The sequence below is a fragment of the Micromonospora sp. NPDC047521 genome, from assembly GCF_055587305.1.
The window spans coordinates 1-17,635 of the sequence record NZ_JBVJGN010000002.1 but is presented as its reverse complement, the minus strand read 5'-3'; the positions used below and the strand labels follow the sequence as shown (position 1 = coordinate 17,635).

Here is a 17,635-nt window from a genome sequence, read left to right as displayed (position 1 = left end):
TCGACGCGGTTCGGGGTAGTTCGGGCCTGACCCGGCATGGATGCGAGGTGTGTGGTGACCGGTACGAGTCTGCCCCGGGCAGGGACTCTCGATGGTCGCTCCTCCACGCTCGCCGGCGTCCTGATCGGTGTGGCGATCATGGCGGCGGTGGACGAGATCGTCTTTCACCAGCTGCTGGCCTGGCACCACTTCTACGACAGGTCCACCCCGTCGATCGCCCTGCTGTCGGACGGACTGCTGCACGCCGCCGAACTGATCATCCTGGTCGGCGGGTTCTTCTGGCTCGCCGACCTGCGCCGGCGACGTGCCCTGTCGGCCCGGCTGGCCTGGGGTGGCTTCCTGCTCGGCGCCGGCGGCTTCCAGGTCTTCGACGGCGTGGTCGACCACAAGGTGCTCCGGGTGCACCAGATCCGCTACGGCGTCCACCTGCTGCCGTACGACGTGGTGTGGATCGCGGGCGGCGCGGTGCTGCTGCTGGCGGGCGCTGCGGTGGTGTGGTGGACGCGGTCCCGCCGGCCCGGTGACGGCCCCCGGTGACGACGGTCCTCTCCGGTCTGCCGGCCTGGGCCGGACAGCCGGTGTTGGCGCACGGCGGGCATGCGGCGGACGGGCGGAGCTGGCTGCCGCTGCTCCCGGTCGTGCTGCTGGCCGTCGGCTACCTGCTGGCCGCCGTCCGCGACCCACGCGGGTGGGACCACAGGCGCACCGCCGCCTGGTTGGCCGGCTGCGCCCTGCTGGCGGTCGCCGTCGGACCGCTGGCCCAACTCCCCGACGACCCGCGCGGGCACATGGCGCAGCACCTTCTGCTCGGCATGATCGCCCCGCTCGGGCTGGTCCTCGGTGCCCCGGTGACCCTGCTGCTGCACGTCGCGCCCCCGCCGACGCGGCGGATGGTGGGCCGCCTGCTGCGCGTCCGCCCGCTGCACCTGGTCGCCCACCCGGTCACCGCCGCGCTGCTCACCACAGCTGGGCTGGCCCTGGTGCTGCTCACCCCGTTGTACGCGGCGGCCGAGCGGCAACCGACCCTGCACCACGCCCTGCACCTGCACTACGTGGTCGCCGGGTACCTGTTCGCCTGGTCGCTGGCCGGGCCGGACCCGGCACCCCGCCGCCCCGGAATGGCCGTCCGCGTCGGGGCGCTGCTCGGCGCGTCGGCAGGGCACGCGGTACTGGCCAAGTACCTCTACGCGCAGGCCGGAACGCTCCCGCCCGGGCTCACCGACCGTGACCCGGAAGCGTTCCGCGCCGCCGCCCAACTCATGTACTACGGCGGCGACCTGGCAGAGCTGCTGCTGGCCGTAGCCCTCTTCGCCACCTGGTACCACCGCCCCCACCGGGCGCGGCACCCCCGGCCACGCCGGTTGATCAAGAGGTTCGCGTCACCGAGGGACGGTTCTCTGACGCAGACCTCTTGATCACGCGGCGCGGGTGGTGGGGTTCTTCACTGCCAGGTGGTGAGGATCGTGTCCACAGGTACGGCGTCGCGCTCCGGGTCCGGCGCTGGTGTTGGCTGGGCGGTGGGCGTGCGGTCGAAGCGGGGTGCCGGGGCGGGCTGGATCTCACCGCCCACCTCGACGAAGGTGCCCCGGGCCGCGTTGTGCGGATGCTGGTGCGCCTCACGCGGGGCGAGCACCGGGGCGACGCAGGCGTCCAGGTCGGCGAAGATCGCCGTCCACTCGTCCCGGGTCCGCTCGGCGAACCGCTCGGTGAACCGTCTCCGCAGCTCGTCCCAGCCGCTCGGGTCGTACTGGGCGGGCAGGTCCGGGTCGTCGGCGAGGCCGAGACCCGCCAGGAGTACGGCGTAGAAGGCCGGTTCCATCGCGCCGACCGCCATGAATCCATCGTCGGAGGTGCGGTACGTGTCGTAGAACGGTGCCCCGCCGTCGAACATGTTGCGCCCACGTGGTGCCGCCCACAGGCCGGTGCCGAGCAGCCCGTGCAGGAACGACGTGAGCAGCGCCGACCCGTCCACCATTGCCGCGTCGACCACCTGCCCGACGCCTGAGCGTTCCCGTTCCAGCAGCGCGGCGAGCACGCCGACGGCGAGCAGCATGCCGCCTCCGCCGAAGTCGCCGAGCAGGTTCATCGGCGCGTACGGGCGCTCACCGGCCCGGCCCAGCGGCTCCAACGCCCCGGCGACCGCGATGTAGTCGATGTCGTGCCCGGCCCGGGCCGCCAGCGGGCCGTCCTGACCCCAGCCGGTCATCCGCGCGTACACCAGCCGGGGGTTGCGCTCCTGGCACACCTGCGGGCCGAAGCCGAGCCGCTCGGCCACCCCCGGCCGGTACGCCTCGACCAGCACGTCGACCCGCTCGACGAGGCTCAGCAGGCCGGCCACCCCGTCGGGGGACTTCAGGTCGAGGGTGGTGACCCGCCGGCCGCGCTGCAACGGCCCGCCGGTCGGCGCGGCCAGCCGGCCCGCTCCCGGTGCGCCGGGCCGGTCCACCCGCACCACGTCCGCGCCGAGGTCGGCGAGGACCATGCAGCCGAACGGCGCCGGGGCGAGACTTGCCAACTCGACAACCCGCACCCCGGCCAACGGCCCGCCGTGCGCCGCCGTCACGCGGCGCCTGCCGGTTCGGTGGTACGGGCGGCGAGCCGCTCGACCAGGTCGGCGGGGGGCGTGAACCGGTCGCCGTACCGGTCGGCCAGCTCGGCCGCGCGCGCCGCGAAGCCGGCTGGGCCGCCCGCGTACTGCCGGACGTAACGGATCACCCCACCGGTCCACGCCGGGAAGCCGATGCCGAAGATCGAGCCGATGTTGGCGTCGGTCTCGGTCCGCAGTACGCCCTCGTCGAGGCAGCGCAGCGCGTCCAGCGCCTCGGCGAAGAGCATCCGCTCCTGAAGGTCGGTGAACGGCACCGCCCGGCCGGCGTCGGTGACCAGGTCGGCGAGACCCGGCCACAGCCGTCCCCGGGTGCCGTCGTCGTACGCGTAGAAGCCGCGTCCGGCGGCGCGTCCCGGCCTGTCGTACGCGTCGACAAGTTCGTCGACGAGCCGGTGCGCCGGCAGGGGCAGGAACTCCTCGCTTGCGGCTTCGAACTGGCGGCGGATCCGCTGGATCAGGGTGAGGCTCACCTCGTCGGCCAGCGCCAACGGCCCGGTCGGATAGCCGGCCTGCAACGCGGCCTGCTCCACCGACGCGGCAGGTACGCCGTCGGCGACCATGCCCACCGCCTCGTCGATGAACCGGCCGATGACCCGGCTGGTGAAGAAGCCCCGGCCGTCGTTGACCACGATCGGCGTCTTGCCGATCCGCCTGCCCAGGTCGAACGCGCGGGCCAGCGCGTGGTCGCCGGTCCGTTCGCCGACCACGATCTCCAACAGCGGCATCCGGTCGACAGGGGAGAAGAAGTGCATGCCGATGAAGTCGGCCGGCCGGTCCACGCCCTCGGCCAGCTGAGTGATCGGCAGGGTGGAGGTGTTGGAGGCGATCAACGCGTCAGGTGCCAGCACCGGGAGCACCTCGGCGAACACGGCCTTCTTCAGCGCCGGGTCCTCGAAGACCGCCTCGATGACCGCGTCGCACCCGGCGAGGGCGTCCACCCGGTCGGTGGTGGTGATCCGGTCCAGCACCGCGCGGGCGTCGGCCTCCGTGGCGCGGCCCTTGCGCACCTTGCGGGCCAGCAGCCGTTCGGCGTGCTCCCGGGCCCGTCCGGCGGCCTCCTCCGTGACGTCCCTGACCACCACGTCGATGCCGGCGCTGGCGCAGGCGTACGCGATGCCGGCACCCATCATGCCCGCGCCGAGAACCGCCACCTTCCGCACCGGCGGCACGTCGACGGACGGTCGGGCGGCGCCGCCGTTCACGGCCTTCAGGTCGAAGAAGAACGCCCCGATCATGTTCTTGGCGACCTGCCCGGTGAGCAGGCCGATGAGGTGCCGGGTCTCCACTGTGAGCGCGGTGTCCACATCGACCTGCGCGCCCTCGACGGCGGTGGCCAGGATCGCCTCGGGCGCGGGCAGCCGGGCGCCCTTGAGCTGCTTGCGCAGGGTGGCCGGGAAGGCGGGCAACTGCGCGGCGAGCGACCGGCTGGCCGGTGTGCCGCCGGGCATCCGGTAGTCCGGTCGGTCCCACGGCTGCTTCGGCTGCGGGTTGGCCGCGATCCAGGCACGGGCCCGGTCCAGCATCTCCGCCTCGGTGGCCACCACCTCGTCGACCAGACCGGCGGCCAGGGCATCGGCCGGGCGCATCCGGCTGCCGGTGAGCAGCACAGTGGTCAGCGCGCCGGCCAGGCCGAGCATCCGTACGGTCCGGGTGACACCGCCGGCCCCGGGCAGCAGACCCAGCGTCACCTCGGGCAGCCCGAGCCGGCTGCCCGGCGCGTCCAGCGCGATCCGGTGGTGGCAGGCGAGCGCGATCTCCAGGCCGCCGCCGAGCGCGGACCCGTTGACCGCCGCGACGACCGGCCGGCCCAGCGTCTCCAGGCGGCGCAGGTCCCGTTTGATGGTGCCGAGCAGCTCGGCGAGCGCGGGAGCGTCCTCGCGGGTGGCCCTGATCATCTCCGGCAGGTCGCCGCCGGCGAAGAACGTCGACTTCGCGCTCGTCACGATGACCCCGGCGAGGTCGGGTTCGGCCTCCAGCCGGTCGAGCACCGCGCTCATCGACGCGGCGTACGCCCGGTTCATGGTGTTCGCGGACTGGGTCGGGTCGTCAAGGGTGAGCGTGACGATGCCGTCGGCGCCGCGGTCGTACCGGATGGTGTCGGTCATTGTCGTCCTCCGGGTCAGCAGCGCTCGAGAACGGTGGCGACGCCCATGCCGCCGCCGATGCACAGGGTCACGACGGCGCGGCGCAGGTCGCGGCGCTCCAACTCGTCCAACGCCGTACCGAGCAGCATCGCTCCGGTCGCGCCGAGCGGGTGGCCCAGGGCGATCGCGCCGCCGTTGACGTTCACCAGGTCCGGGTCGAGGCCCAGGTCGCGGACGTACTTGAGCACCACAGCCGCGAACGCCTCGTTGATCTCGAACAGGTCGATGTCGTCGAGCGTCAACCCGGCGGCGGCGAGCGCCTTGTGGGTGGCCGGGATCGGGCCGGTCAGCATCAGCGTCGGGTCGGCGCCGGTGACCGCCGCGCCGACGATCCGGGCGCGCGGGGTGAGACCGAGGTCCCGGCCGACCTGCTCCGAGCCGACCAGCACCAGCGCCGCGCCGTCCACGATGCCCGACGAGTTGCCGGCGTGGTGGACGTGCTCGATCGCCTCCAGCCAGTGGAACTTCTGCAACGCCACCGCGTCGAAGCCGGCCGCCTCGCCCATCGTCGCGAAGGACGGGGTGAGCTTCGCCAACGCCTCCCTGGTGGTCTCCGGCCGCAGATGCTCGTCCACGGTGAGGATGTCCAGCCCGTTGCCGTCCCGGACCGGCACCACCGAGCGCGCGAAGTGCCCGCCGGCCCACGCCTTGGCGGCCCGTTCCTGCGACCGCACCGCATAGCCGTCCACGTCGTCGCGGGTGAAGCCCTCCAGGGTGGCGATCAGGTCGGCGCTCACGCCCTGCGGCACGAACGACGTGGCAAGCGCGGTCTGCGGGTCGGTGGCCCAGGCCGCGCCGTCGGAGCCCATCGGCACCCGGGACATCGACTCCACCCCGCCGGCCAGCAGCAGGTGTTCCCAGCCGGAACGGATCCGCGCGGCGGCGGAGTTGACCGCCTCCAGCCCGGAGGCGCAGAACCTGTTGAGCTGCACCCCGCCCACCTCGTCCGGCAGCCCGGCCAGCAGCGCCGCCGCCCGTGCCAGGTCGCCGCCCTGTTCGCCGACCGGGGTGACGATGCCGAGAAGCAGGTCCTCCAACCGGCCGACGTCCAGGCCGGGGTTGCGCTCGCGTAGCGCGTCGATCAGGCCGACGACAAGGGAGATCGGCTTGACCCCGTGCAGCGCGCCGGTGTCCCGGCCGCGTCCGCGCGGGGTGCGCACCGCGTCATAGACGTACGCCTCAGAGGGCACGGGCGATCAACTCCTTCATGATCTCGTTGGTGCCGCCGTAGATCTTCTGGACGCGGGCGTCGGCGTACATCCGGGCGATCGGGTACTCGGTCGTGTAGCCGTAGCCGCCGAAGATCTGCAGGCAGCGGTCGACGACCTCGCACTGGCCTTCGGTGAGCCACGACTTCGCCATCGCGGCGGTCGCCACGTCCAGGTCACCTCGGCTGTGCCGGACGATGCAGTCGTCCAGGAAGACCCGGCTGACCCGGGCGCGGGTGGCGCACTCGGCGAGCACCATCCTGGTGTTCTGGTGCCCCATCAGCGTCTTGCCGAAGGCGGTGCGCTCCTTCGCGTACGCGACTGTCAGCTCGACCGCGCGTTCCATGGCGGCGACCGCGCCCACGCCGATCACCAGCCGCTCCTGCGGCAGCTGCTGCATCATCTGGATGAAGCCCAGCCCCTCGGCGCCGCCGAGCAGGTTGGCCGCCGGCACCCGCAGCTCGTCGAAGAACAGCTCGGCCGTGTCGTTGCCGTGCAGCCCGATCTTGGACAGCAGCCGACCCCTGCGGAAGCCCTCCGGGTCGTCGCCCACCTCGCAGACCAGCAGGGAGATGCCTGCCGCCCGCTGCTCGGGGTCGGTCTTCAACGCCACGATGATCAGATCGGCCACGCCGCCGTTGGTGATGAACGTCTTCGCACCGCTGACCAGGTAGTCGTCGCCGTCGCGGACGGCCCGTGTCCGCATCGCCTGGAGGTCCGAGCCGCCGTCCGGCTCGGTCATCGCTATCGCGCCGACCAGCTCGCCGCTGCACAGGCCGGGCAACCAGCGTCGCTTCTGCTCCTCGCTGCCGTACGCCACGAGGTAGCCGGTGACGATGCCACTGTGGACGGCCAAGCCGAGGCTGCTCTCCCCGGTGTACGCCTGCTCGTGCAGCAACACGGCCTCGTGGGTGAAGCCGCCGCCCCCGCCGCCGTACTCCTCGGGGACGGACAGGCCGAGCAACCCCAGCTCACCGGCGCGCCGGTAGTGCTCGCGGTCCGGGTGGCCCTGCGCCAGCAGGCGGTCGGTGTGCGGCAGCACCTCCTTGGTGAAGAAGGTGCGGGCCAACTCGGCCAGGTCGTCGTGCTCCGGCTCACGCCAGGGCGAGGGGGAGCCATCGGTCGTCGGCATGTGCATCACCCTCGCGCGCTGTTGGCGGCATGTCAATAAGTCTCGATCAGCAGCCGGGCACAGGCTTTCGGGTCGTCCGCGAAGGGCAGATGTCCGCAGCCCGGCAGCGGCACGTGCCGGGCCGCCGGCAGCGCCGCTCGGGCCCGCCGGGCCTGAGTGGGGTACGGCAACACGAGATCGCGCCTACCCCAGGCGACGGTCACGGGAATGTCGTCGAGCGCTCCGGTCGTCTCGCGACGGAGCTGCCATCCGGCGAACGCGGCGCGCGCCGCCGCGAAGCCTGGCGCGTCGGCCAGCGCCGCCGCGGACTCGACGCACTCCTCTCGGCTGAGTCGTCCCGGGTGGCCGTAGAACAGCCCGCAGAAGACCGCCCGTCCAGCCCGGCTCGCCAGCAGCCGGGGCAGCGCCGGCCGCAACGCGACGGCGGCCGAGCGGGCTCCCCCGACCGTCAGTTGGCACCAGCGTCGCTCCACCGGGCCCCAGAACCCGATCGGCGAGAACGCGATCACCGAGCTGGCCAGCCCGCGCCGCCCCAACTCCAGCGCGATGCCACCGCCGAGCGAGTTGCCGGCCACGGCGGGCCGGTGCACACCCAGCGCCTCAAGGAACGCGGCAACCTGATCCGCCAGATGCTCCACCGAGCCGGGTGAGGGAGGTGCCGGTTGCCCCGGCCGCGGTGGCGAGGCGCCGAAGCCGGGCAGGTCCAGCGCGATCACGTCCCGGTGCCGGGCCACCTCGTCGAGCACCGGCGACCACACCTGCCACCGACTACCGATCCCGTGGATGAGCGCCAGCGGCGGGCCGTCCCCCCGCCGCGAGTGGGTGAGCCGGCCCGGATCCCCTCGCCGCATCCGCCCACCTTCGCATGCCGCCCCCTTTGCTCTGCACCTGCGGAGGCGACGTTTACGGTCTGCTACCGGTGCCTGTCGGGTGCGGAGCAAAGGGAGTGGCCTGTGCACCCCTCTGCCGGCGACGGTGCGGTTGGTGATCAGGGTTTTTGCCTGGCTGGCCGCCGCGCTGACGCAACGGCTGCCGCTAGGGTCGGGCAGATGAGTGTCGAGACGGCTCCCCGACGCCGCCGGTTGGAGCCGGACGCCCGGCGCGGGCAGATCCTGGCCTGCGCGGTCCGGCTGTTCGGCGAGCGCCCGTACGCGGACGTGTCGACCACCGACGTGGCCCGGGAGGCGGGCGTCGCCCGGGGCCTGGTCAACCACTACTTCGGCACCAAGAAGGACCTCTATCTGGAGGTCGTGCGGGTCATGGTGACCATCCCGGAGGTCGCCGTGGAGCGGCTGCCCAAGGGGGATCTGCGGACCCGGGTCGATGCCAGTGTCTCCTGGTTCCTCGACGTGGTGTCGCGGCACAGCACCTCCTGGCTGGCCGCCGTCACGGCCCGGGGGATGGGCGGCGACGCCGACGTGGAACGGGTGCTCGCCGAGGCCGAGGAGGTCGCCGCCGACCGGATGCTCGTCGCCGTCGGGCTGGCCGAGGAGGCGGAGGACCACGAGGAGTTGCGGGGGATGGTCCGGGCGTACTGCGGGCTGGCGACGTCGACCGCCCGGGAGTGGCTCCAGCGCGGCGCGTTGACCCGCGCGCAGGTGCACCTGCTGCTCACCACCACCCTGCTGACAATCGTCGAGCAGGTCGTACCGCAGGTCATCGCCGGGGACTGTGCGGTGCGCCCGGGCGGCCCTCCCGCGTAGTCGTTGGCGCGCTGTCAACAAGCTGTTACGGTCGGCCGCACGGCTGAGGGAGCCCGCCATGACCGACACCGCTCCAACCACTACCGCAAACAACGGTGGCACCCGGCGCCGGGTCCGGGTGGCGGTCATCGGTTCCGGGTTCGGCGGCGTGGCGGTGGCCGCCGCGTTGACCCGTACCGGCGCTGCCGACGTGGTGCTGCTGGAGCGGGCCGACCGGATCGGCGGCGTCTGGCGGGACAACACCTACCCGGGCTGCGCCTGCGACATCCCGGCGCCGCTCTACTCGTACTCCTTCGCCCTGAACCCGGGCTGGTCGCGGCGCTTCCCGCCGCACTCGGAGATCCTTGACTACCTGCACCGCTGCGTGGCCGAGCTGGGGTTGACCGATCGTGTGCGGCTGCGGACCGAGGTCACGGACGCGTCGTGGGACGAGGCGACCGCGTGCTGGCGGCTGCGTACCGCCGATGGCGCGGAACTGACGGCGGACGTGCTGGTGCCGGCGGTCGGTCAGCTCTCCCGGCCGGTGGTGCCGGTGCTGCCGGGCGCGCAACGGTTCGCCGGGCCGGCCCTGCACACCGCCCGGTGGGATCCGACGGTACGGCTGGACGGCGCCCGGGTCGCGGTCATCGGCACCGGCGCCAGCGCCGTGCAGTTGGTCCCGGCCATCGCCGGCCGCGCGGCCCGGGTGACCGTCTTCCAGCGCACCGCGCCGTGGACGCTGCCCAAGCCGGACCGCCGGCACGGTCGGCTGGGCCGGGCGCTCTACCGGCGGGTGCCGGCGCTGATGCGCCTGCCCCGGGCCGCGTTCTGGTCGGCCACCGTGGTCACCGGGCTGGCGGTGACAGGCAACCGGGCCGCCGCAGCGGTGCTGCGAGGCCTCTCGCGGGCGCAGCGGTGGTGGCAGGTACGCGATCCGGAACTGCGCGCCAGGATCACTCCGGTGGAGCCGATCGGCTGCAAACGGGTGCTGTTCACCAACGACTGGCTGCCCACCCTGGGCCGCCCCGACGTCGACCTGGTCACCGAGAGGATCGTCGAGCTGACCGAGGACGGTGTGCGCACCGCCGACGGTCGGGTCCACCCCTGCGACGTGCTGGTCTACGGAACCGGCTTCGCGGCCACCGACTTCCTGGTGCCGATCCGGGTGACCGGTCGCGCCGGCCGCCGGCTCGACGAGGAGTGGCGCGACGGCGCGTACGCGTACCTCGGGATGGCGGTGCCCAGCTTCCCCAACCTCTTCCTGATGTACGGCCCGAACACCAACACCGGCAACACGTCGGTGATCTACTTCCTGGAGGCGCAGGCCCGGCACATCGCCCAGGCGGTCCGGTTGCTCGCCGCGGGCGGTCCACCCCTGGAGGTACGCCCCGAGGTGGCCGCCGACCACGACGCGGAGATGCAGCGCCGGTTGGCCGGCAGTGTGTGGACGGCGTGCCGCAGCTGGTACCGCACGGCCAGCGGACGGATCGTCACCAACTGGCCGGGAATGGCCGCCGAGTACCGCCGCCGTACCGCCCGACTGGACCCGGCCGACTACGGGCGTACCAGTTGACGGCTGCTCAGGCGGCTCGTCGGTCGGTACGTGCCGCCGGAGCGGCGTACCGGTCGGCCGCCTGCGCCGGATACGACTCGGGGCGTACGACCCGCAGGGGCCGGTCGACCTCGTCCGCGCCGAACCGCCAGCGCGAGGGGGTCGGCTGCCGCTGCGGCGAGGGCCCGCCGGGGCGCAGACCGGGCCGGGACAGCAGCACGGTGATCAGGTAGCCGACCACCAGGAACCCGTGGCTGACCAGCCGTTCGCCGCCCACCGATCCGGTGGCCAGGTCGTTTACCGACAGCAGCAGCAGCGTGCCGACGAAGGCGCTGAGCATCGGCAGCAGACCGGCGGGCGGGCTGCGGCGTACCGCCACGAAGAGGAACCCGGCGCCGACCGCCACGTTCCAGGCGGCGGACTCGTGCCACAGGTGCTGGCCCGTGGGGTGCAGATGGTCGGCGGTCGCGCCCCGGCCCACCTGCGCCAGGCCGAGCACCAGTTGCACCGCGCCGAGCAGCCCGAGCGCGGCGCGCAGGCCGGCGACCAGCGGGCCGCGACGCGGCAGCCGGGGTCGCCACCGCGACCGGCGGGGCGGCGGTGCCGCAGCGGCGGCGGCCAGGATCGCCGCGGTCCGGTCGGGCACGTCGGTGACCACCCGGGTACGAACACGGCGGGTCACCGAGGCCGCCGCGCTGAACCAGGCCCGACACTCGGCACACCCGTCGAGGTGCCCCTGCGCCGCCGTCCGCTCGGCGGCGGTCTCCTCCCCGTCCAACTGCGCGGACAGGACCTCCCGCCACTGCTCACACCCCATGTACCGGTAGTCGCTCCGGCGGCCGCTCCGGTTCCCGGCCACCGGGACGCGTTGTGGAATACTCGCCGGACCATGACGCGCTACGGCCTGCTGATCCTGCCCGCCACCAACCGGGTGTACGCCCGCTCCGCCATCGACCTGACCCGGGCCGAGTTGGAGATCTTCGGCGGCTCGGCGCTCGACGGCCGGCTCGGCGAGCTGGACACCGAGGTGGTCGGTGGGGCCTCCTACGTCACCTTCACCGGTGACGGGTTGACCGAGCGTGACCTCGCCGTCCTGGGCAATCTCTCCGCCGGGTACGCGCTGTTCGAGATCGTCGGAGAGCTGCTGCGCCCCATCGAGTGGAGCCGGCTGGACCGGTACGACGACGACCTGCTCACCATCCAGAAGTACCCGGGCAAGACCAATGAGCAGTTCACCAAGCTGCTGCTCAACGTCACGCTGCTCGCCTCGGACTGGGCCGGCGAGCTGACCAGCCGGCGGTTCCGGGTGCTCGACCCGCTGTGCGGTCGCGGCACCACCCTCAACCAGGCGCTGATGTACGGCTTCGACGCGGCCGGGATCGAGCGCGACCAGAAGGACGTCGAGGCGTACCGGGCGTTCATCACCACCTGGCTGAAGCAGAAGCGGATCAAGCACCGGGTGCTGGAGTCGGGGCCGGTGCGCCGGGAGCGCAAGGTGGTCGGCCGTCGGGTGCGCATCGAGTTGGCACCGACCCGCGAGGAGCACAAGGCCGGCCGGACGCAGCTGCTGGACGTGGTCAACGCCGACACGACCCGCTCGGCGGAGTTCTTCCGCCCGGAGACCGTCGACCTGGTCGTCGCGGACGCCCCGTACGGCGTACAGCACGGCAGCCGTACCGCCGATCACGGCCTGACCCGCGATCCGCTGGCGTTGCTCGCGGACGCCGCTCCGGTCTGGGCGCGGCTGCTGCGCCCCGGCGGTGCGCTCGGCATCTCCTGGAACACCCATGTCGCCAGCCGCGACGACGCGGCGGCGGCTCTGGCCGACGCCGGCCTGAGCGTGGTCGACGCGGAGCCCTACCGCGCGCTGCGCCACCGGGTCGACCAGTCGATCATGCGCGACGTGCTGGTGGCCCGCCGCCCGGCCTGACCGTCCCCCGCCTGACCGTCGCCCGCCCGGGTCACCCCCGGCCACGCTCCTCGGCCCCTTTGCTCTGCTTCAACCGGCGCACCAGTTTCGGTGTCTCGCTGTCGCCTCTGTTGAAGCAGAGCAAAGGACGCGCACCTGCCCCTACCTCCCCGGCGTCCGCGCGTTTGTGCCGCATTTCACCTGTTCAGTGGGCACGTGTGAAAACCGCGTCAAGAAAAGGTGCGCCGCCGTCATGGTCGCGTTATGACCCCTGCCGTCCGGTAGGTGGTGGGGCTTTGATTGCCCCGCGCGACCGGAAGGCGGTCGCGACGAACCTTTCCGGTAAGAGGAGTCAGCGTGTCTGACGTGGTGTTCGTGGTCCTCACGGTGGCGCTGTTCGCCGTGCTCGCCCTGGTGGTCCGGGCGGTGGAGAAGCTGTGAACGCGGTAAACGCCGTCGGTCTGGTGCTCGCGATCGTCCTGGGCGCGTTCCTGGTGTTCGCCCTGCTGTTTCCGGAGCGCTTCTGATGACCATGACAACAGCGGGCGTCATCTTCGTGCTGACGCTGGTGGCGGCCCTGGTCGCTGTCTACAAGCCGTTCGGCGACTACATGTTCCGGGCGGTCACCGGAACCAGGCAGTCGCGGGTCGAGCGGGTGATCTTCCGCCTGGTCGGGGTCAACCCGGCCGCCGAGCAGACCTGGGGCGTGTACGCCCGCAGCGTGCTGGCGTTCTCTGCGGTCTCGATCCTGTTCCTGTACCTGTTCCAGCGGGTGCAGAACCACCTGTGGTTGTCGCTGGGGTTCGACCCGGTGGTGCCGCACGGCGCCTGGAACACGGCAGTGTCATTCGTGACAAACACCAACTGGCAGTCGTACTCGGGTGAGTCGACCATGGGTCACCTGGTGCAGATGGCCGGCCTGGCGGTGCAGAACTTCGTCTCGGCGGCGGTCGGCATCGCGGTGGCTGTCGCGCTGGTGCGCGGCTTCGCCCGGAGCCGCACCGGGCAGCTCGGCAACTTCTGGGTCGACCTGACCCGGATCGTGCTGCGGATCCTGCTGCCGATCGCGGTGCTCGGCGCGATCGCGCTGATCATCGGCGGGGCGGTGCAGAACCTCTCCGCCGGCACCGACGTGAACACGCTCACCGGCGGCACCCAGACGATCACCGGCGGTCCGGTCGCCAGCCAGGAAGTGATCAAGGAGCTGGGCACCAACGGCGGCGGCTTCTACAACGTCAACAGCGCGCACCCGTTCGAGAACCCCACAGCCTGGACGAACTGGTTGGAGATCTTCCTGATCCTGCTGATCCCGTTCAGCCTGCCCCGGGTGTTCGGCCGGATGGTCGGACAGAACCGCCAGGGGTACGCCATCGCCGCGGTGATGGGCATCCTCGCGTTCGCAAGCGTCGCCATCACCAACATCTTCGAGCTGGCCGGCCACGGCACCGTCCCGCAGGCGGTCGGCGCGGCCATGGAGGGCAAGGAGGTGCGGTTCGACGTGTCGAACTCGGCCACCTTCGCCGCCGCCACCACGCTCACCTCGACCGGTGCGGTCAACTCGTTCCACGACTCGTTCACCTCGCTCGGCGGCATGATGACCATGGTCAACATGATGCTCGGCGAGGTCGCGCCCGGCGGCACCGGTTCCGGGCTCTACGGCCTGCTCATCCTCGCGGTGATCACGGTCTTCGTGGCCGGGCTGATGGTGGGCCGCACCCCGGAGTACCTGGGCAAGAAGATCGGGTCGCGCGAGATCAAGTTCGCCTCGCTCTACTTCCTGATAACGCCGATCCTGGTGCTCGTCGGTACGGCGGCGGCGTTCGCCACAGGCAACAACTCGACAGCGCTCAACGTCGGCCCGCACGGCCTCTCCGAGGTGCTCTACGCGTTCACCTCGGCCAGCAACAACAACGGCTCCGCCTTCGGCGGCATCACCGTCAACACCACCTGGTGGGACACCGCGCTGGGGTTGTGCATGCTGCTGGGCCGGTTCCTGCCGCTCATCTTCGTGCTCGCGTTGGCCGGCTCGCTGGCCCGCCAGGCACCCACCCCCGCGTCCGAGGGCACCCTGCCGACCCACCGACCGCTGTTCATCGGCATGGTCGTCGGCGTCACTGTGGTCCTCGTCGCGCTGACCTTCCTGCCCGCGCTCGCGCTCGGCCCGCTGGCAGAGGGGCTCTGACCATCATGAGGAACGAGGACATGTCCGTCACGTCCGCCCCGACAGAGCAACTCCCCGGCACACCCGCCACCCAGGGCAACCGGGTCGGCGGGGGCCTGCTCGACCCCCAGCAGCTCATCCGGTCCCTGCCGGACGCGCTGCGCAAGCTGAACCCGACCACGCTGTGGCGCAACCCGGTGATGCTGATCGTGGAGGTCGGTGCTGCCTTCACCACGGTCCTGGCGGTGACCGACCCGTCGGTGTTCGCTTGGGCGATCACCGTCTGGCTCTGGTTGACAGTGCTCTTCGCCAACCTGGCCGAGGCGGTCGCCGAGGGCCGGGGCAAGGCCCAGGCCGCCGCGCTGCGGCAGGCCAAGCAGGACACCATCGCCACCCGGCTGATCGACTGGAAGCCCGGCGCCCGCGCGAACACCTACCGCGACGAGGCGGTGCCCGCGCCGCAACTGCGCCAGGGCGACATCGTGCTCGTCGAGGCGGGCGGCATCATCCCGGGCGACGGCGACATCGTCGAGGGCATCGCCAGCGTCGACGAGTCGGCGATCACCGGCGAGTCGGCCCCGGTCATCAGGGAGTCCGGCGGTGATCGCAGCGCGGTCACCGGTGGCACCAGGGTGCTCTCCGACCGGATCATCGTGAAGATCACCCAGAGGCCGGGGGAGAGCTTCATCGACCGGATGATCGCACTGGTCGAGGGCGCCAACCGGCAGAAGACACCTAACGAGATCGCACTGAACATCCTGCTCGCCGCGCTCACGATCATCTTCCTGCTGGCGGTGGTGACCCTCCAGCCCTTGGCGATCTTCTCCAAGGCGTACCAGGCGGCCGCGCCGGACAGCGGGGCGATCACCGGCTCCGGTGTCACAGGTGTCGTGCTGGTCTCGCTGCTGGTCTGCCTCATCCCCACCACCATCGGCGCGTTGCTTTCGGCAATCGGCATCGCCGGCATGGACCGCCTGGTCCAGCGAAACGTCCTGGCCATGAGCGGCCGGGCCGTCGAGGCGGCCGGCGACGTCAACACCCTGCTGCTGGACAAGACCGGCACCATCACGCTTGGCAACCGGCAGGCCGCCGAGTTCGTACCGGTCGAGGGGGTCGACGCCGCGACGGTGGCCGACGCCGCGCAGCTGTCCAGCCTGGCCGACGAGACCCCGGAGGGGCGCTCGGTGGTCGTGCTGGCGAAGAACGAGTTCGGGCTGCGCGAACGCGAACCCGGGGTGATGCCGCACGCCACCTTCGTGCCGTTCACCGCGCAGACCCGGATGAGCGGCGTCGACCTGACCCCGGACGCCAGCGTGGACGGCGGCGCGGTGGGCACGGCCCGCCGGGTCCGCAAGGGCGCCGCCGCCGCGGTGATGAAGTGGGTACGCGAGAACGGAGGCCACCCCACCGAGCAGGTCGGCGAGATCGTGGACGCGATAAGCGGCACCGGCGGCACCCCGCTTGTGGTCGCCGAGCACGTCGACGGTGAGCCGGCCCGAGCGTTGGGCGTCATCCACCTCAAGGACGTGGTCAAGTCCGGCATGCGGGAGCGGTTCGACGAGATGCGCCGGATGGGCATCCGCACCGTGATGATCACCGGCGACAACCCGCGTACCGCGAAGGCCATCGCCGACGAGGCAGGCGTGGACGACTTCCTGGCCGAGGCGACGCCTGAGGACAAGCTCGCGCTCATCAAGCGGGAGCAGGAGGGCGGCCGGCTGGTCGCGATGACAGGTGACGGCACGAACGACGCGCCGGCGCTCGCCCAGGCCGACGTCGGGGTGGCGATGAACACCGGTACGTCGGCCGCCAAGGAAGCCGGCAACATGGTCGACCTCGACTCCGACCCGACCAAGCTGATCGAGATCGTGGAGATCGGCAAGCAGTTGCTGATCACCCGCGGTGCGCTGACCACGTTCAGCATCTCCAACGACATCGCGAAGTACTTCGCGATCATCCCGGCCATGTTCGCCGGCCTCTACCCGAGCCTGGACGCCCTGAACATCATGCGGCTGGCCAGCCCGGAGTCGGCGATCCTGTCCGCCGTCATCTTCAACGCCCTGGTGATCATCGCGCTGATCCCGCTCGCCCTGCGCGGCGTGCGGTACCGGCCGGCCGCCGCGTCGAAGCTGCTCAGCCGCAACCTGCTGGTGTACGGACTGGGCGGCATCATCGTGCCGTTCATCGGGATCAAGCTCATCGACCTGCTCATCCATTTCATCCCGGGGATTTCGTGATGCGCCTACCCACCTGGATCGCCCAACACCTCGCCGCGCTGCGCGCCGTGCTCGTCTTCACGGTGCTGCTCGGCCTGGTCTACCCGCTGGCCCTGGTAGCGGTCGGTCAGCTGCCCGGCCTCAACCACAAGGCCGACGGCTCGCTTGTCACCTCGGGCGGTACGACTGTCGGCAGCACCCTGATCGGCCAGTCCTTCACCGACGCGGACGGCAACCCGATCCCCCGCTACTTCCAGTCCCGTCCGTCGGCCGCCGGCGACGGCTACGACCCGACGTCCACCTCGGCCAGCAACCTGGGCCCGGAGAGCGTCGTCGACACCATCGCCACCGACCCGGAGGAGTCCAGCGAGAGCCTGCTCACCCAGGTGTGCGCCCGTAGCAAGGAGGTCGGCGAACTCAACGGTGTCGACGGTCGACGCCCGTACTGCACCGACGACGGGGTGGGCGCCGTGCTCGCCGTGTTCCGCGCCGACGGTCTGACCGGCCCGGTCACCCGGGTGGTAAGCGTCAACCAGACCGCCCCGGCCACCCCGTTCGTCGCGTCGTACCAGGGGGTGCCGGTGGAGCTGGCCCGGCCGGGCGAGGACTACGTGGCAGCCGGCGGGGTGGTCACCCCGATCCGGGGCGACGCGCCAGCCGACCCGGCGGTTCCCGCCGACGCGGTCACCGCCAGCGGCAGCGGCCTCGACCCGCAGATCAGCCCGGCGTACGCCGAGTTGCAGGTGAACCGGGTCGCGCGGGAGCGTGGCGCGGACCCGGCGGCGGTTCGCAGGCTCGTCGAGGAGCACACCGGCGGACGGGCACTGGGCTTCATGGGTGAGCCCGGCGTCAACGTGCTCGAACTCAACCTCGCACTCGACAAGCAGTTCGCGGCGCGCTGAGCATCATCGCGGGGGCGGGGGGGGGGCGGCCCCCCCCCCCCCCCCCCCCCCCAAAACCCCGGGGGGTGGTAACCCAGGCCCGCGGCGCCCAGCGCCACGAAAACCGGGGGGGCCCCCGCGG

Annotated in this window: 15 protein-coding genes; 9 read left to right on the top strand and 6 right to left on the bottom strand. The window is 72.0% G+C overall.

Going from position 1 to position 17,635, the window contains the following annotated elements; all coding sequences use genetic code 11:
- Positions 1-54 precede the first annotated feature (54 nt).
- Both ACZ6N8_RS03930 and ACZ6N8_RS03925 read left to right on the top strand, forming a co-directional pair.
- Complete coding sequence (locus tag ACZ6N8_RS03930; RefSeq protein WP_466007353.1) at positions 55-537, top strand: DUF2243 domain-containing protein; 483 nt, start codon at positions 55-57, stop codon at positions 535-537.
- Positions 534-1,415 carry a cytochrome c oxidase assembly protein gene (locus tag ACZ6N8_RS03925; RefSeq protein ID WP_466007351.1) on the top strand — a complete coding sequence of 294 codons (882 nt, stop codon included), beginning with the start codon at positions 534-536 and terminating at the stop codon, positions 1,413-1,415. The genes ACZ6N8_RS03930 and ACZ6N8_RS03925 overlap by 4 nt, the downstream gene beginning before the upstream one ends.
- Before the next feature lie 26 nt (positions 1,416-1,441).
- Here the strand turns inward: ACZ6N8_RS03925 and ACZ6N8_RS03920 are convergent, their stop codons facing one another.
- The 5 genes from ACZ6N8_RS03920 to ACZ6N8_RS03900 are packed head-to-tail and all read right to left on the bottom strand — an operon-like array spanning position 1,442 to position 7,943.
- Positions 1,442-2,563 (bottom strand): CaiB/BaiF CoA transferase family protein, encoded by a 1,122-nt coding sequence (locus ACZ6N8_RS03920; protein WP_466007349.1) that lies wholly within the window; start codon positions 2,561-2,563, stop codon positions 1,442-1,444.
- Complete coding sequence (locus ACZ6N8_RS03915; protein WP_466007347.1) at positions 2,560-4,713, bottom strand: 3-hydroxyacyl-CoA dehydrogenase NAD-binding domain-containing protein; 2,154 nt, start codon at positions 4,711-4,713, stop codon at positions 2,560-2,562. Before ACZ6N8_RS03915 ends, ACZ6N8_RS03920 begins: the two co-directional genes overlap by 4 nt.
- A gap of 14 nt (positions 4,714-4,727) precedes the next feature.
- A complete protein-coding gene (locus ACZ6N8_RS03910) occupies positions 4,728-5,942 on the bottom strand; it encodes an acetyl-CoA C-acetyltransferase (protein WP_466007345.1) in 1,215 nt (404 codons plus the stop codon).
- On the bottom strand, positions 5,932-7,098 hold the full coding sequence (locus ACZ6N8_RS03905) for an acyl-CoA dehydrogenase family protein (protein WP_466007343.1): 1,167 nt from the start codon (positions 7,096-7,098) through the stop codon (positions 5,932-5,934). Before ACZ6N8_RS03905 ends, ACZ6N8_RS03910 begins: the two co-directional genes overlap by 11 nt.
- 26 nt (positions 7,099-7,124) lie before the next feature.
- Positions 7,125-7,943, bottom strand: a complete 819-nt coding sequence (locus tag ACZ6N8_RS03900; RefSeq protein WP_466007341.1) for an alpha/beta fold hydrolase — start codon at positions 7,941-7,943, stop codon at positions 7,125-7,127.
- 198 nt (positions 7,944-8,141) lie between these two features.
- On the opposite strand from ACZ6N8_RS03900, the gene ACZ6N8_RS03895 reads away from it, so the two are divergent.
- Together ACZ6N8_RS03895 and ACZ6N8_RS03890 are read left to right on the top strand one after the other, a co-directional pair.
- Complete coding sequence (locus ACZ6N8_RS03895) at positions 8,142-8,795, top strand: TetR/AcrR family transcriptional regulator (protein WP_466007339.1); 654 nt, start codon at positions 8,142-8,144, stop codon at positions 8,793-8,795.
- Positions 8,796-8,853: 58 nt separating this feature from the next.
- The gene (locus ACZ6N8_RS03890; protein WP_466007338.1) at positions 8,854-10,347 is read left to right on the top strand and encodes a flavin-containing monooxygenase; all 1,494 of its coding nucleotides are present in this window, start codon (positions 8,854-8,856) and stop codon (positions 10,345-10,347) included.
- A 7-nt stretch (positions 10,348-10,354) separates the two neighbouring features.
- Here ACZ6N8_RS03890 and ACZ6N8_RS03885 read toward each other — a convergent pair whose 3' ends face one another.
- Positions 10,355-11,143 carry a zf-HC2 domain-containing protein gene (locus tag ACZ6N8_RS03885; RefSeq protein WP_466008282.1) on the bottom strand — a complete coding sequence of 263 codons (789 nt, stop codon included), beginning with the start codon at positions 11,141-11,143 and terminating at the stop codon, positions 10,355-10,357.
- A gap of 72 nt (positions 11,144-11,215) precedes the next feature.
- Here ACZ6N8_RS03885 and ACZ6N8_RS03880 point away from each other — a divergent pair, with 72 nt between their 5' ends.
- The 5 genes from ACZ6N8_RS03880 to ACZ6N8_RS03860 all read left to right on the top strand — a co-directional run bounded on the left by ACZ6N8_RS03880 (position 11,216) and on the right by ACZ6N8_RS03860 (position 17,514).
- Positions 11,216-12,256 (top strand): TRM11 family SAM-dependent methyltransferase, encoded by a 1,041-nt coding sequence (locus tag ACZ6N8_RS03880; protein ID WP_466007337.1) that lies wholly within the window; start codon positions 11,216-11,218, stop codon positions 12,254-12,256.
- Between the two features lie 416 nt (positions 12,257-12,672).
- Positions 12,673-12,762 carry a K(+)-transporting ATPase subunit F gene (gene kdpF, locus ACZ6N8_RS03875; RefSeq protein WP_036390805.1) on the top strand — a complete coding sequence of 30 codons (90 nt, stop codon included), beginning with the start codon at positions 12,673-12,675 and terminating at the stop codon, positions 12,760-12,762.
- Positions 12,762-14,417 (top strand): potassium-transporting ATPase subunit KdpA, encoded by a 1,656-nt coding sequence (gene kdpA, locus ACZ6N8_RS03870; protein ID WP_466007335.1) that lies wholly within the window; start codon positions 12,762-12,764, stop codon positions 14,415-14,417. The genes kdpF and kdpA overlap by 1 nt, the downstream gene beginning before the upstream one ends.
- A 20-nt stretch (positions 14,418-14,437) precedes the next feature.
- Positions 14,438-16,633 (top strand): potassium-transporting ATPase subunit KdpB, encoded by a 2,196-nt coding sequence (gene kdpB, locus ACZ6N8_RS03865; RefSeq protein WP_466007334.1) that lies wholly within the window; start codon positions 14,438-14,440, stop codon positions 16,631-16,633.
- Entirely contained in the window at positions 16,633-17,514 is an 882-nt protein-coding gene (locus tag ACZ6N8_RS03860) for a potassium-transporting ATPase subunit C (RefSeq protein ID WP_466007332.1), read from the top strand. The genes kdpB and ACZ6N8_RS03860 overlap by 1 nt, the downstream gene beginning before the upstream one ends.
- The last annotated feature ends 121 nt before the right edge of the window (positions 17,515-17,635 follow it).